Genomic DNA, 13,327 nt, shown 5'->3' with positions numbered 1-13,327 from the left:
CAAAAGTACCGTGACGGTCGCCGCGCCGGCGGTGGAGACATGGAAGGTGCCGAATGACGACGACGTCGACCACGCAGCGTGCGCGAACAGGGCGGATCACGTTCTTCGTAGCCCTGGCGGTCTTCGCGCAGGAATCGACGTGGAACCTCTACGACTCACAGGTTCCGCCGTTGCTCCGAGAGCACATCGGTAGTGCCGCGCTCGTCGGTCTTCTCATGGGGATGGACAATCTGCTCGGCATCTTCATCCAGCCCTGGATGGGCAATAGATCGGACCACACGCGCACCTCGTGGGGAAGACGCATCCCTTATCTCGTCGTCGGAATGCCCTTGGCGGCGCTGCTGTTCCTCACCATCCCGCACGCCGCGGCCTCACTGCCGCTGCTGGTCCTGGTGATGTTCAGCTATGCGCTGGTCGCGAACTCGTTCAAGCCGATCGCCGAATCCTTGCTCCCGGACTTCATCCCACCCGATCGGCGAAGCCGGGCCAACGCGGTCGTCAAAATCGCGGCGAGTCTCACGGTGATGGTCGCGGCACTGATCAGCGTCTTCCTGATCGACGAGCATCCGAAGTCGTCCTTCGCGATTCCCTCGATCCTGATGGTGGCGTCCCTGGCCGTTCTCGCCGCCAAAGTGCGGGACAACCGGTCGCCGGCGTACCAGACGGCACTCGATGAGGATGGCGACCAGCACGGCACGGCGGCACCTGGCGTACGGGTGCGGGACACGGTGCTCGACATCATCAGAGACGCGGACCGCAGCAGGTTGCTGCTCATCGTGTCCATCCTTCTCTTCGGGGGCGCGTGGGCTGCCTCGCGGGCACTCATGACGCCGTACGGCATGGAGGCGCTGAACATGTCCCGCGGCGAAGCGGGCGGGTTGACCCTGCCCAGCGGAGTGGCCTTCATCGTGGCCGCCTACCCGGTGGCGAGGCTCGCCGAGCGCTTCGGGCGGCTGCGGGTGATGATGGTCGGGATGACGGTGTTCGCGGCCGGTATGGTGCTCGGCACCGTGGCGCAATCCCCCACGGGCGCCGTCATCGGCCTCTGTGTGGCGGCAGCGGGTGCGTCCGCGTTCCTGGTCAACGCGGTCGTCGTCCTGTGGAACCTTGCCCCGTCCGACCGGGTGGTCGGTACCTACACCGGGCTCTACACCGTCGGATGGGTGAGTGGCGGGTTCCTCGGACCGGCATTGGTCGGCGGCATGGTCGACCTGACGGGCTGGCCGCTGCTGCTGCTCGACGTCGCGGCCGTCGCGCTCCTCGCCGTGCTGGCGGTCGCGCGCGTCAGCGCCCTGCAGCGCCGGTCCTCCGCCGGTCGCGCGCTGTGACGATCCGCGTCCACATCCCGTCTGATCGCATCCCGTCCGACCGCATCCCATCGCCCACAGGGGGAAAGCCGTGCCTCGCGTTCTGATCACCACGGACTACCTGCGTCCCGGTGACGATGTCGACCAGTTCCTGAGACGTTCCGGGATGGAGACCGTGCACCTGCCCATGCTCGGTCGGCGTGATCCCGACCAGCTCGCCACGGCCCTCGCCGGGATCGACGCAGCGTTGGTGGCCAACGAACCGCTGACGGCGGACGTCCTGGCCCGCGCACCACAGCTGCGCGTCATCGTGCGAACGGGCGTGGGCTACGACTCGATCGATGTCGCCGCCGCGGCCCGGCTCGGGATCACCGTGAGCAACCTGCCCGGTATCAACGCCAACGCCGTGGCCGAATACACCATCGGCCTGTTGCTCGCGGGAGCCCGGCGTCTCGTGCAGTCCGCGCAAGGTGTGGCACAGGGTGTCTGGCCACGTGAGGACGGACACGAACTGCGCGGCTCCACCCTCGGACTCATCGGCTACGGGGCATCGGCACGGGCAGTGGTGCCATTGGCACGCGCGTTCGGCATGAGCGTGGTCTGCACCACCAACGTGCCGGCGCGGCTGCGGAACGACCCCGCGGTCCGGTTCGTGGCTCTGCCCGAGCTGCTGGCCACCTCCGACTACGTCTCGGTGCACACCGCGCTCACGGAACGGACCCGGGGTCTGCTGGACGAATCGGCGTTCAAGCAGATGAAGCCGGCGGCGCTGCTGGTCAACACCGCACGGGGCCCCATCGTCGACGAGGACGCACTCGTCGCGGCCGTGCGGGCCGGAGAGATCGCGGGCGCCGCGCTCGACGTCGTACGCGAGGAGCCGCTCCCACCCGACAGCCCGCTGCGTGGCGTGGACGGCATCGTCGTCTACTCCCACCTGGCCGGGCAAACCGCCGAAGCGCGGGCCGCAGCGGGCCGCCGAGGGGCCGAGGAACTCGTGGCGGCACTGGAAGGCCGGCCACAGTTCCCGGTGAACTGACACGGAGAAAGAGGAACATGCACCGCCAACAGGTCAAACAACACGTCAAATCGATCAGGGTCCTGTCGCCGAGCGGCATGCTCGGCGCCGGCTGGGACCACGCGACGATCGAGCGCGGCATCGCACTGGGTGCCGACGTCATCAGCATCGACGCCGGGTCCACGGACTCCGGCCCCCACTACCTCGGGTCGGCGACGCCCAAGACGACGGCCAAGGCGGTGGCTCGCGACCTGCGCAGCCTGCTGACGGCCGCCTCCGGCGCGGGCATCCCTCTGATCGTGGGCTCCTGCGGCACGAGCGGAACCGACAGCGGCGTCGACTGGGTCGCCGGGATCGCCGCCGAGGTGATGGCCGAGGAAGGCCTGGACCTGAAGGTCGCGAGAATCTACAGCGAGCAGAACGCGGCCGACCTGAAGGAGCACCTCGACGCGGGCCGGATCCACCCGCTGCCGCCAATGGGGGCGCTGCGGGCCGAGACACTCGAGAGCTGCACCCACATCGTCGGAGCGATGGGGCACGAACCGATCGTCGAGGCGCTGCATGCCGGTGCACAGGTCGTGCTCGCCGGCCGCGCCACCGACACCGCGGTGGCGGCCGCCTACCCGCTCATGAAGGGGATGCCCGCCGGACCCACATGGCACGCCGCCAAGATCGTCGAGTGCGGCGGCCAGTGCACCGGTGACCCGCGGGCGGGCGGGGTCCTCGCCACCATCGACGCCGACGGCTTCACCATCGAGCCGCTCGACCCCACGGTGTCGTGCACGCCGATCTCGGTGGCAGCCCACATGCTCTACGAGACCGCGAACCCGTTCAAGATGCGGGAGCCCGCCGGCACCCTCGACGTTCACGACGCGCGGTACACCGCGGTCGACGACCGGATCGTCCGCGTCGAGGGGGCGAGGTTCCACGTCGCCGACCAGTACACGATCAAGCTGGAAGGCGCCCGGATCACCGGCTACGAGACCATGTCGTTCTCGGCGATCCGAGACCCGCTCATCCTCGCGGACATCGACGCCTGGGCAGACCTGATGCGCACGATGATCGCGCAGCGGGTGGGGCAGACGCTGGGGCTGGCGGACGACGAGTACGCCTTCGACCTTCGCCTCTACGGCCACAACGCGGTGCTGGACGGCCTCGAACCCGAGAGCGGGCCGCCGCGCGAGGTCGGCGTCATGCTGCTCGTCAACGCGCCCGACCAGGCGACCGCCACGGCGGTCGCCAAGGTCGCCAATCCGCTGATGCTGCACCTGCCGGCGCCGGGGATGAACTACCTGCCGAGCCTGGCGTTCGCGTCCTCCCCTGCCGAGGTCGAGCGCGGCGCGGCGTACGAGTTCGTGCTGAACCACGTCGTGGACTGCGCCAGTCCCACAAGCCTGTTCCGGACGGAGATCGGGGAGAAGACCCATGCCTGAGACCGCGGCCGCCCTCACCCTCGCGGATCTCGCCCACGAGGTCCGTTCCAAGAACGCCGGTCCGTTCTGGGTGACCATGGAACTCTTCATGCGCGACGCCGCGGGCTACCGGATCGCCGCGGACGAGTCGTTCCTGAACGAGCGCGTGATCGCCGAGCTCTACCGCGTCAAGGAGAGCACGGTCCAGATGTTCCGGATCCCGTCGCTCAACGTCGTGAAGATCTCGTTCCCCCGCCCGGTCAGCCAGGGCTCGCTCCGGGACCGTGACGTCCATGCGGGACAGCACCACATCCCACTCGCACGCATGCCGGTCCCCCGGCCAGAAAATCCTCGGGGGCAGAACTCGTGATCCGTGTCGCAGACCTGCCGGCCACGCACCCCGGCCGCCGGCTGCTGACCAAACGCACACCCTTCTTCGTCGCACCGAACGAGCCGCGCTGCAGTTACTGCGTCTACGTGCCCACGGGCTGGACCCCTGAGACCGAGCTGTCCGTCATGGTGGCCGTGCACGGCACCGGCCGCAACATCGGAGCACTGCGGGAGGCGTTCATTCCCTTCGCGGAACGCCACGACCTCATCGTCGTGACACCGCTGTTCCCGGTCGGCATCGACGACCCGGACGACGTGCACGACTACAAGCTCCTCGACGCCCACGGCATCCGGTTCGACCTGGTGTTGCTCGACATCCTGGAGCAGGTCCGGCTCAGGTGGAACGCCCACGTCGGCACCGTGCTGCTGTGCGGGCACTCCGGTGGTGGGCAGTTCGCTCACCGCTTCCTCTACCTGCACCCGGACCGGGTCGCCGCCGTCGCGGTCAGCGCACCCGGCAGCGTGACCGTGCTCGATCACTCGCTCGCCTGGCCGGAAGGCATCGGCGACACCCGGCAGCGGTTCGGAATCACCGTGGACCCCGGCGCGGCCGCCCGGGTGCCGGTGCTGCTCGTCATCGGCGGCGACGACGATGGGCGGGCCGACCTCGCCGCCATGGGCCACCCGGGCCACAGCCGGCCGGAGGAGCTCGACCGGCTGGCCGAGAGCCTGACCCGGCACGGCACAGCGGTCCGGAAGGTCGTGGTCCCGAAAGCGGGTCACAACGCCGCGGCGACGAGACCGCCGATCGTCGACTTCTTCGCCGACCTGCTGGCCGGCAACGCCTGACCTCCCCAGCTGCCCAGCCAGGTACGCCACGAAAGGCACTTCCTTGAACAAGACCGGTCAGTCTTTCCCTGGTCCTCCCTTCCCTGGTTATCGCCGAAGTCGTCAGGTGATGGTCGGTGCGTCGCTGGCCACTGCACTCCTGGGCGTGCTCGGGACCACGCTCCTGGGCTCGCTCGCGACCGTGGGTCCCGGCCACGCGAGCACAACGCAGCCACAGGCGACCACCTGCCCGCCCAGCCTGGCCGGGAAGGCCACCTGCTACACCGGCCAGGACGCCAACGGCGCCTACTACACGATCGCCGTCCCGAAGCACTGGAACCGCTCGCTCGTCGTCCACGCCCACGGCGGACCCGCCGTGTCCTACGATCCCTCCACCACCACAGAAGACCTGGCCGAGTGGGCGGTCATGGTCGCGGAGGGATATGCCTGGGCCGGCTCCTCGTACCGGCGCGGCGGCTACGGCGTCAGGATGGCCGCCACCGACACGGAGAACGTGCGCCGCCTGTTCGTCAGCCGTTTCGGCCGGCCGGACCGTACCTACCTCCACGGCCAGTCCTTCGGTGGCAACGTCGCCGCCAAGGTCGCCGAGACCTACGGCAGGAAACGCGGCGCCTACGACGGAGTGCTGCTGACCAGCGGTCTGCTGGCCGGTGGCTCCCGCGGCTACAACCACCGCGTGGATCTGCGTGTGGTCTACCAGTACTTCTGCCGAAACCTCCCGCGCCCGACGGAGCCGCAGTACCCGCTGTGGCAAGGGCTGCCCTCGGACTCCACCATCACCCCCGAGCACGTCCTCGCCCGCCTCCAAGAGTGCACCGGCATCGCCTCCGACCCGGCCGACCGGACTCCCCTGCAACAGCGCAACCTGGACGACATCACCGCCGTCACGAACATCCCGGAGCGCTCGCTGCCGACGCACCTGCAGTACGCGACCTTCCTCTTCCAAGACATCGTGTGGAAACGGCTCGGCGGCCGTAACCCGTTCAGCAACCAGGGCGTGCGGTACACGGGCTCACGCGACGACAAGGCCCTCAACGCCGGTGCGGCGCGATTCTCGGCCGATCCCACCGCACTCCGTGACCTCTCCTACGACAGCGACCTCACCGGCCGCGTCTCCCTCCCGGTCCTCACCCTGCACGCGATCGACGACCCGTCGGTCTTCGTGGAACACGAGGCCGCTTACCGCGCCACTCTCCACGGCGCCGGCCAGGACAGCCATCTCGTCCAGACGTTCACCAGAGAATCCGAGCACGACGAGCTGAGCGTCTCCGAGTACGCCAACTCCATCGCCGCCCTCGACAAATGGGTGCGTACTGGGCGGAAGCCGACCCCACGCTCGATCGCGAGTTCCTGCAGGACGTTTGACAGCACCTACGGCGGCGGATGCTTCTACGACCCCGAATACCGCCCCTCCTCGTACTACACACGAATTCGGCCCCGGCTTGGCCACGTCTCCTGGCCGGCCATGACCGCAGCACAGGAGCGCGCGTGGAGTCGAATCGACGGCGTGGGAATCGCTCCCTCACCATTCCTCTAATCCGCCATGCGGAGTGCGGCACGCCATAAAGAGCCCATCCGGTGGACGGTTCCGGCGGTGCCGCTTATGGTGATCTCTTGAACGCGGCGCTCTCAGCCCGTTCCAGAGTTCACGGGGTGAGACGACCGGCCATGACGGAATCCGGGCGGGCTTCAGGCGAGGGCGAGGGCGGCCAGGTCGTCCATCGTCAGCGCGTGCTGATGCTCCTGGCCGGGTTCTTTGGCTTCGCAGTCGCCGGCACCATCTCGGTCTTCCCCGGGACGACCGGCGTCGCCGAGCTCCTCCGTACGGGTACCCTCGCCGCCGCCAACTCGGTGACCACCCGTACGTCCGTGGCGAAGGCCGTCACCCCGGAGCATCGCACCAGGGTCGCCGCGAAGGCGTGGCAGACCGCGTGTGGCGCCGACGCCGTCCGGTGGGCGGTCTCGCAGGCGCACGCCTGCGAGAAGACCATCGCGTCCGACCACCACGACGTCGCGGTTCTCCGGCCGCCGCACGCCCCAGGCGTGGCCGGCACCTCCATGCCGGCCGCGGCCGAACGCGGGTCGGCCCTTCCGGCAGTCGCCCGTTCCACCGTCCACGTCCGCGGACCGCCTCCAGCACGGGTTTTCGAGGCTCTCATTTCCTGACCGCGGCGTCCCCACCGGGCGCTGCGGCGTTACCCGTGTGGAGGCTTGCCATCTCTCGCTTCACCCTGGCGTTTCGCACGCCCGAACTCCGTAAGAAGATTCTGTTCACCCTGCTGATCGTCGTGATCTTCCGGCTGGGCCAGAGCCTGCCGACCCCGAATGTGAACGTGCCCGCGCTGAAGGCCGCGGCCGACGCCGCGGAGCAGAACAGCCGCCTGTTCGGCATGCTCGACCTCTTCAGCGGCGGCGCGCTGCTCAAGCTCTCGGTCTTCGCGCTCGGCGTCTTCCCGTACATCACCGCGAGCATCATCCTGCAGCTGCTGACCGTCGTGATCCCGCGCCTGGAGGCCCTCCGTAAGGAGGGCCAGTCCGGCACCACCAAGATCACGCAGTACACCCGCTATCTCACCGTCGCGCTCGCCGTCCTGCAGGGCGCGAGCGTGGTGGCGATGGCGGCGACCGGCCGCCTTTTCCAGAACGTTTCCGGGAGCGAGGACATCCTCTACGACAAGACCCCGTTCCCCGTCATCACCATGGTCATCTGCATGGTGGCCGGGACCGCGGTGGTCATGTGGCTGGGTGAGCTGATCACCGAACGCGGCATCGGCAACGGCATGTCGATCCTCATCTTCACCCAGGTCGTGGCGGTCTTCCCCGGTCAGCTCTGGGGCATCCTGCAGGCCAAGAACGGCTTCACCTTCGCCCTGGTGATCCTGGTCGGCCTCGCCATCATGGCGGGCGTCGTCTTCGTCGAGCAGGCCCAGCGCCGCATCCCGGTCCAGTACGCCAAGCGCATGGTGGGACGCCGCATGTACGGCGGCACCGCCACCTACATCCCTCTCAAGGTCAACCAGGCGGGCATCATCCCCGTCATCTTCGCCTCGTCGCTGCTCTATCTGCCGATACTCGCGACCGAACTCTGGCCGGAGAGCAAGCTCCTGCGCGAGATCGCTCCCTACACCCAGCAGACCGACCCCTGGAACATGGCCGCCTTCTTCGGTCTCACCGTCTTCTTCACGTTCTTCTACGTCGCGATCACGTTCAACCCGGCCGAGGTGGCCGACAACATGAAGAAGTACGGCGGCTTCGTTCCCGGCATCCGCCCAGGCCGTCCTACCGCCGAATATCTCGACCACGTCCTGACCCGCATCACGACCCCGGGCTCGCTCTACCTCGGCCTTGTTTCACTGATCCCGATGGTCGCGCTCGCGCTGCTGGAGGTCGGTAACGAGTTCCCCTTCGGGGGAACGAGCATCCTCATCGTCGTGGGCGTCGCGATCGACACGCTCAAGCACATCGACGCCCAACTCCAGCAACGCAATTACGAAGGCTTTCTCCGTTAGGGCCTTCTCCAGAGCCGAATTCCATGGCTGTGGTGGTACGCCGCCAAGGCGGGCCACCACAGCCGGGCTCGCGGACGATGAAAGTTTTCACGGGCGGCGCGCAGGCCAGGGCGGTCCGCGTGCACCGGGTCTTGACGGCGTTCGGACAGCGGGTGACCATTGGGGCGCCCGAACCAGGTGGGAGCGCTCCCACTTCGACGGCCCGCGAGGAGCGCCGTGAGAAGACGACTGGGACAGAGCGTGATGGGAAGACGGCTGGTACTGATCGCGGTCGCCGCGCTGGCGGCGACGTGCGTCACCCCGGCGGCGGCCAGGGCCGATGAGCCGGAACAGATCCGCAACGGCACGTTCGACACCACCGCGGAGCCCTGGTGGCACACAGCCAACCTGGCGTTCGACATCTCCAGCGGGCGGCTGTGCTCCGACGTCCCCGCCGGAACGGTCAACCCCTGGGACGCCATCATCGGGCTCGACGGCATCCCGCTCGTCAAGGACGAGACCTACGCGTTCAAGTTCTTCGCCACGGGCACCCCGGCCAAGACCGCCAAGGCGCTGATCCAGCTTCCGGTCGATCCGTGGACGCAGTACCTGGCGGCCAACCCGGAGCTCAGCGTCTCAGGCAACACCTACACCTATACCTTCACCTCACCAGTGGACATCCCCAACGCGCAGGTCGCCTTCCAACTCGGCGGCAGCGCGACCGCGTGGCGCTTCTGCCTGGACGACGTGTCGCTCAAGGGAGGCGCGGAGCCGGACGTCTACAAGCCCGACACCGGTCCCCGCGTGCGCGTCAACCAGGTCGCCTACCTGCCGAAGGGCCCCAAGAACGCCACCGTCGTGACCACTTCGGAGACGGCCCTTCCCTGGAAGCTGGAGCGCGGCGGCGCCGTCGTCGCCGAAGGCACCACCAAGCCGCGAGGTCTGGACGCCTCCTCGGGACAGAACGTCCACAGCATCGACTTCGGCTCGTACACCACCGCCGGCACCGGCTTCACGCTGACCGCCGACGGTGAGACCAGCCGCCCGTTCGACATCTCCGCCACGGCGTACGAACGGCTGAAGGCCGACGCGCTGAAGTTCTACTACACCCAGCGCAGCGGCCTCGCCATCGACGACGGCCTGCGGCCCGGATACGGCAGGCCCGCCGGCCACGTCGGGGTGAGCCCGAACCAGGGCGACACCGAGGTGCCCTGCCAGCCCGGCGTCTGCGACTACACCCTCGACGTCTCCGGCGGCTGGTACGACGCGGGCGACCACGGCAAGTACGTCGTCAACGGCGGCATCTCCGTCGCCCAGGTCATGAGCGCGTTCGAGCGGACCAAGAACGCCCCGACGGCCCGGCCGATCCCCGGGCTGGAGATCCCTGAGAGCTCCGACCGGGTGCCCGACGTCCTGAACGAGGCGCGCTGGGAGCAGAGCTTCCTGCTGAAGATGCAACGCCCGGACGGCATGGTCCACCACAAGATCCACGACGAGAACTGGACGGGCCTGCCGCTGCTCCCCCATCTCGACCCGCAGAAGCGCGAGCTGCATCCGGTGTCCACTGCCGCCACCTTGAACCTGGCGGCCACGGCCGCGCAGGCGGCGCGCGTGTTCGCCCCGTACGACGCCCGCTACGCAGCGACCAACCTCGACGCGGCACGCAAGGCGTGGAAGGCGGCCAAGGCCAACCCCGCCGTCTACGCCTCGCCGAACGACGGCAACGGCGGCGGCACCTACTCCGACGACAACGTCACCGACGAGTTCTACTGGGCGGCCGCCGAGCTCTACATCACCACCGGAGAGACCGAATTCCGGGAGTACGTGCTGGACTCACCGCTGCACACCGACGACGTCTTCGCCGAGCGCGGGTTCAACTGGGGTTCGGTGGCGGCGCTCGGCCGACTCGACCTGGCGACCGTCCCCAACGCCCTGCCCGGCCGCGACGCCGTACGCAGGTCGGTATTGGCCGCCGGCGACAAATACCTCGGCATCATCGACGGCTTCGCCTACGGCTCGCCGTACAACCCCGACACCTACGAGTGGGGTTCCAACAGCCAGGTGCTCAACAACATCGTCGTGCTCGGCGCCGCCTATGACATCTCAGGTGCGGAGAAGTACCGCGACGGCGCGCTCCAGGGCATGGATTACCTGTTCGGCCGTAACGCCCTCAACATCTCCTATGTGACGGGTTACGGTGAGGTGCATTCGCGCAACCAGCACAGCCGCTGGTACGCCCGCCAGCTCAATCCGGATCTGCCCAACCCGCCCGCCGGCACCGTCGCGGGCGGCCCCAACTCCTCCATCCAGGACCCGGTCGCCCAGGCCAAGCTGCGAGGCTGCAAGCCGCAGTTCTGCTACATCGACGACATCGAGTCGTGGGCGACCAACGAGCTGACCATCAACTGGAACGCCCCGCTGGCATGGGCTTCGGCGTTCGCCGCCGACCAGGGTGACGGTTCGGCGCCCGCACCGGGCCAGTGCAAGGTCGCATACACCGTGCACGGCTCGTGGGCGTCCGGTTTCACCGCCCAGGTCACCGTCCGCAACACCGGGACCACGGCGATCAACGGATGGGCACTGAAGTGGTCGTTCCTCGGCGGGCAGAAGGCGGGCAACACCTGGAACGCCACCGTGTCGCAGGACGGCGCGACGGTCGTCGCCAAGAACCGGTCCTACAACAAGAAGATCCCGCCCGGGCAGACCGTCACCTTCGGCTTCACCGGCACCAACCCCCTCGGCGCCAACCCCGCGCCCGACCTGTTCACCCTGAATGGAGCAGCCTGCGCACGCTGACACCCCAAACGAGGACTGAGCAACCAGGTCGTAGGGCGCTAGCGGCTATGACTGTCGCAGAGCGCGCCGTTAGCCAAACGAAGCCTCAATGAGTGGGATCGCATTCAGCTGTGGCCATGGGCATCGGTGAGGAACTCGCCGGCGGTCGGGGTCGCAATGCGGTGGCAAGGATGGCGGCGAGCAGTGCGGCTGCCGCTGCGGCGATGAAAGCCGGGGTCCCGTCGGCGCCTGGTTTCGTGAGTTGGCCTGCGACGGCGGTGCCCACGCTGTAGCCGGTCCACATGAACGTGTTGAGCCATGCGAACACCTCTGTGCGGTACGGCGCGGGGGCGTGCTCGGCGAGCAGAACGGGGTGCATGGCGTCACGGGCCCCGGTCACCAGACCCGTCACCAAGATCAGCACGGCCAGCGGCAAGTAGCCGGGGGCAAAGGCCCCGGCGAGCAGGCTGGCCGCCTCGGCGACGGACAGTGTGATCAGCCAGACCCTGACGTTCTGCGTCCGGCCATGTGCCCCGAAGGCCAGTGTTCCGCCGAGGGCCCCGGCCGAGAGCAAGCCCATCAGTACGCCTGCCGACGCTGCGGCGCCGAACGCATCGGACGAGGCGACCGTGCCGATGCGCAGGCAGCCGAAGGAGAAGGTCCCGAGGCTCGCGAGGGTCAGAAGCAGGAGGGTCGAGCGCTGGGTGAGCGGTCCGGCGATGCGCTTGAGGCGTGACTCGGCTACTGACTGCGAGCCGCAAGGCGGCGGTACGTGGCGTACCGTCCTGGACGCCAGCAACAGCGCTGCGCCGAGGAGGAGCGCTCCCCCGGACACGACCACCACGCCGAAAGCAGGCAACGCCAACAGCAGGAGGGGCACCAGGAGCGGGCCGACGATGAACATCAACTCGTTGACGGCGTTGTCCACTGCGTACGCGGCCGGTAGGGAGCCTGCGGGCACGAGTTGCGGCCAGGCACCTCTGATGATGGCTGAGACGGGTGGCGTGGTGGCACCGAGAAGGACCGCCGCCCCGACCACTGCTGTCGGCGGAGCCTGCTGGACGGAGAGAAGCAGAGCGTAGGCAAGCGCGTGACCTGGCAGGTACCACGTCAGCGCCCGCCTCCCGCCGAGCCGGTCAGCCATCCGCCCGCCGAACGGCGCGCACAGGGCGAGCGCCAGGGCGTGACCGGTGAGCACGAGACCAGCGGTGGAGTACGAGCCGAACCGGTCGAGGACCGCCAGCAGCAGCGCAAGGCTCAGAGCCGGAGTGCTCAACCTCGTGACCGTCCCGGCAATGAGCAGGGACGGGGCGCCGCGATGACTCAACAGGCGGCGGTAGGTCTGGAACACCCGCTTCTCCGTTACTCTCTAAACTTATTACGCCTATAACACACAGAAGGGGAGTTACTAGTCAAGTGGAGATAGCCTGTAACGTCACTCGGCAGGCGCCGCTCATCGCCCACCTGGTGAACCTGGCCACCGCGCAATGGCGAGGCGGGGCCAGGACGGATCCGCTCGACGGTGATGCTCTGACGTCGGCCTTCGCCGAGAGCCTCAGCCAGCGCCACAGCGCCGCCCTGCGGGCCACTCCGGACGCCGGACGGAGCCTGGCCGCGCTGGCCGGCGAGCTGCGGGAGGCGCTGCTGGCCGGGAGCCCGGCGGCCAGGGCCCAGCACATCAACGCGCTGATCCGCAGATACAGCGCGCAGCCGTACCTGGTCGAGGACGTTGACCAGCCCTTCCATCTGCACTTTCACGGCCAAGGCGGGACCGAGGTCGACGCCCTCGGCGGAGAGTTCGCCGCCGCCCTCGCCCTGATCGTGGACGGCTACGGTCCGGAACGGTTCGGCGAATGCCAAGCGCACCAGTGTGAGGCGGTCTACATCGACCTGACCCGCAACGGCTCACGCCGCTACTGCAGCGCCTCCTGCACCGCCCGCGCCAAGACCGCCGCCTACCGCAGCCGCCAACAGGGAGGCGCGGCGGCGACGCATGGCGATGGCGCGACTTCGTGAAGGAGCTCATCGCCGTAGCCGGACGGCACAAGGACTAGAAAGGACCCGATCAGCCGCCCGGCAAGGTCGTACCACTCCGCTGATGGAGCCAGTCCCTCACCGCCCGTACGGCGAAAAGCCTGGGTCGGCCAGTAC

The 13,327-nt window shown here is 68.5% G+C and carries 11 protein-coding genes; 10 read left to right on the top strand and 1 reads right to left on the bottom strand.

Annotated features, from left to right (window positions below):
* Positions 1 to 53: 53 nt before the first annotated feature.
* The 9 genes from F8566_RS00895 (at position 54) to F8566_RS00855 (ending at position 11,197) form a co-directional block, all read left to right on the top strand.
* Entirely contained in the window at positions 54 to 1,328 is a 1,275-nt protein-coding gene (locus F8566_RS00895) for an MFS transporter (protein ID WP_151556960.1), read from the top strand.
* Positions 1,329 to 1,398: 70 nt separating this feature from the next.
* Complete coding sequence (locus tag F8566_RS00890; protein ID WP_151556959.1) at positions 1,399 to 2,343, top strand: phosphoglycerate dehydrogenase; 945 nt, start codon at positions 1,399 to 1,401, stop codon at positions 2,341 to 2,343.
* Positions 2,344 to 2,360: 17 nt separating this feature from the next.
* The gene (locus F8566_RS00885; protein ID WP_151556957.1) at positions 2,361 to 3,755 is read left to right on the top strand and encodes an acyclic terpene utilization AtuA family protein; all 1,395 of its coding nucleotides are present in this window, start codon (positions 2,361 to 2,363) and stop codon (positions 3,753 to 3,755) included.
* Positions 3,748 to 4,104: a DUF4387 domain-containing protein gene (locus F8566_RS00880; protein WP_151556956.1), complete on the top strand. Its 357-nt coding sequence runs from the start codon at positions 3,748 to 3,750 to the stop codon at positions 4,102 to 4,104. The genes F8566_RS00885 and F8566_RS00880 overlap by 8 nt, the downstream gene beginning before the upstream one ends.
* Positions 4,101 to 4,913: an alpha/beta hydrolase gene (locus F8566_RS00875; protein ID WP_151556954.1), complete on the top strand. Its 813-nt coding sequence runs from the start codon at positions 4,101 to 4,103 to the stop codon at positions 4,911 to 4,913. The genes F8566_RS00880 and F8566_RS00875 overlap by 4 nt, the downstream gene beginning before the upstream one ends.
* A 109-nt stretch (positions 4,914 to 5,022) precedes the next feature.
* Positions 5,023 to 6,450: a DUF6351 family protein gene (locus F8566_RS00870; RefSeq protein ID WP_225992734.1), complete on the top strand. Its 1,428-nt coding sequence runs from the start codon at positions 5,023 to 5,025 to the stop codon at positions 6,448 to 6,450.
* Between the two features lie 131 nt (positions 6,451 to 6,581).
* Positions 6,582 to 7,079, top strand: a complete 498-nt coding sequence (locus tag F8566_RS00865) for a hypothetical protein (protein ID WP_151556950.1) — start codon at positions 6,582 to 6,584, stop codon at positions 7,077 to 7,079.
* Between the two features lie 35 nt (positions 7,080 to 7,114).
* Positions 7,115 to 8,422, top strand: a complete 1,308-nt coding sequence (gene secY, locus F8566_RS00860; protein WP_225992733.1) for a preprotein translocase subunit SecY — start codon at positions 7,115 to 7,117, stop codon at positions 8,420 to 8,422.
* A 216-nt stretch (positions 8,423 to 8,638) separates the two neighbouring features.
* Positions 8,639 to 11,197 carry a glycoside hydrolase family 9 protein gene (locus F8566_RS00855; RefSeq protein WP_318836380.1) on the top strand — a complete coding sequence of 853 codons (2,559 nt, stop codon included), beginning with the start codon at positions 8,639 to 8,641 and terminating at the stop codon, positions 11,195 to 11,197.
* An 85-nt stretch (positions 11,198 to 11,282) separates the two neighbouring features.
* Here F8566_RS00855 and F8566_RS00850 read toward each other — a convergent pair whose 3' ends face one another.
* Positions 11,283 to 12,527: an MFS transporter gene (locus tag F8566_RS00850; RefSeq protein ID WP_151556949.1), complete on the bottom strand. Its 1,245-nt coding sequence runs from the start codon at positions 12,525 to 12,527 to the stop codon at positions 11,283 to 11,285.
* Positions 12,528 to 12,592: 65 nt separating this feature from the next.
* On the opposite strand from F8566_RS00850, the gene F8566_RS00845 reads away from it, so the two are divergent.
* Positions 12,593 to 13,192 (top strand): CGNR zinc finger domain-containing protein, encoded by a 600-nt coding sequence (locus F8566_RS00845; protein ID WP_151556947.1) that lies wholly within the window; start codon positions 12,593 to 12,595, stop codon positions 13,190 to 13,192.
* Positions 13,193 to 13,327: the final 135 nt, after the last annotated feature.

Source organism: Actinomadura rudentiformis, assembly GCF_008923185.1.
In the GTDB taxonomy this organism is placed as follows: domain Bacteria; phylum Actinomycetota; class Actinomycetes; order Streptosporangiales; family Streptosporangiaceae; genus Spirillospora; species Spirillospora rudentiformis.
This window is presented reverse-complemented; position numbering and strand designations above follow the sequence as displayed.

What these genes read in the sequence shown, in the direction of transcription:
- F8566_RS00865 (WP_151556950.1), top strand. Translation starts at nt 6,582, where the DNA reads ATGACGGAATCCGGGCGGGCTTCAGGCGAGGGCGAGGGCGGCCAGGTC.
- F8566_RS00870 (WP_225992734.1), top strand. Translation starts at nt 5,023, where the DNA reads ATGGTCGGTGCGTCGCTGGCCACTGCACTCCTGGGCGTGCTCGGGACC.
- F8566_RS00880 (WP_151556956.1), top strand. Translation starts at nt 3,748, where the DNA reads ATGCCTGAGACCGCGGCCGCCCTCACCCTCGCGGATCTCGCCCACGAG.
- F8566_RS00885 (WP_151556957.1), top strand. Translation starts at nt 2,361, where the DNA reads ATGCACCGCCAACAGGTCAAACAACACGTCAAATCGATCAGGGTCCTG.
- F8566_RS00895 (WP_151556960.1), top strand. Translation starts at nt 54, where the DNA reads ATGACGACGACGTCGACCACGCAGCGTGCGCGAACAGGGCGGATCACG.